Annotated in this window: 1 tRNA gene and 2 rRNA genes; all 3 read right to left on the reverse strand. The window is 52.8% G+C overall.

The window, feature by feature from the left end:
* Window positions 1-2 precede the first annotated feature (2 nt).
* A tRNA-Met gene (locus SB822_RS54635) sits at window positions 3-79 on the reverse strand.
* A gap of 12 nt (window positions 80-91) precedes the next feature.
* Window positions 92-207, reverse strand: a 5S ribosomal RNA gene (rrf, locus tag SB822_RS54640).
* Between the two features lie 49 nt (window positions 208-256).
* Window positions 257-1,083: ribosomal RNA gene (locus tag SB822_RS54645) — 23S ribosomal RNA — on the reverse strand; the annotation flags it as partial.

Consider the following 1,083-nt stretch of genomic DNA (forward strand, 5'->3'; position numbering starts at 1 on the left):
TGTGGTAGCGGGGGCAGGATTTGAACCTGCGACCTTCGGGTTATGAGCCCGACGAGCTACCGTACTGCTCCACCCCGCGATGATATAAATAGCTTGGCGACGTCCTACTCTCACAGGGACAAAGTCCCAACTACCATCGGCGCTAGAGAGCTTAACTTCCGTGTTCGGTATGGGAACGGGTGTGACCTCTCTGCCATCATTACCAGACTATTGAAGGTATATTCCTTCAAAACTAGATAACATTGCTACATATTATATGGTTAAGTCCTCGATCTATTAGTATTCGTCAGCTCCACATGTCACCATGCTTCCACCTCGAACCTATCAACCTGATCATCTTTCAGGGATCTTACTAGCTTACGCTATGGGAAATCTCATCTTGAGGGGGGCTTCATGCTTAGATGCTTTCAGCACTTATCCCTTCCGCACATAGCTACCCAGCTATGCCCTTGGCAGAACAACTGGTACACCAGCGGTGCGTCCATCCCGGTCCTCTCGTACTAAGGACAGCTCCTCTCAAATTTCCTGCGCCCGCGACGGATAGGGACCGAACTGTCTCACGACGTTCTGAACCCAGCTCGCGTACCGCTTTAATGGGCGAACAGCCCAACCCTTGGGACCGACTACAGCCCCAGGATGCGATGAGCCGACATCGAGGTGCCAAACCTCCCCGTCGATGTGGACTCTTGGGGGAGATAAGCCTGTTATCCCCGGGGTAGCTTTTATCCGTTGAGCGATGGCCCTTCCATGCGGAACCACCGGATCACTAAGCCCGACTTTCGTCCCTGCTCGACTTGTAGGTCTCGCAGTCAAGCTCCCTTATGCCTTTGCACTCTACGAATGATTTCCAACCATTCTGAGGGAACCTTTGGGCGCCTCCGTTACACTTTAGGAGGCGACCGCCCCAGTCAAACTGCCCACCTGACACTGTCTCCCGGGTCGATAAGACCCGTAGGTTAGAATTTCAATACAGTCAGGGCGGTATCCCACCAGCGCCTCCACCGAAGCTAGCGCTCCGGTTTCAATGGCTCCCGCCTATCCTGTACAAACTGTACCAAAATTCAATATCAGGCTACAGTAAAG

This window comes from Paraburkholderia sp. SIMBA_054, from assembly GCF_046534875.1.
In the GTDB taxonomy this organism is placed as follows: domain Bacteria; phylum Pseudomonadota; class Gammaproteobacteria; order Burkholderiales; family Burkholderiaceae; genus Paraburkholderia; species Paraburkholderia hospita.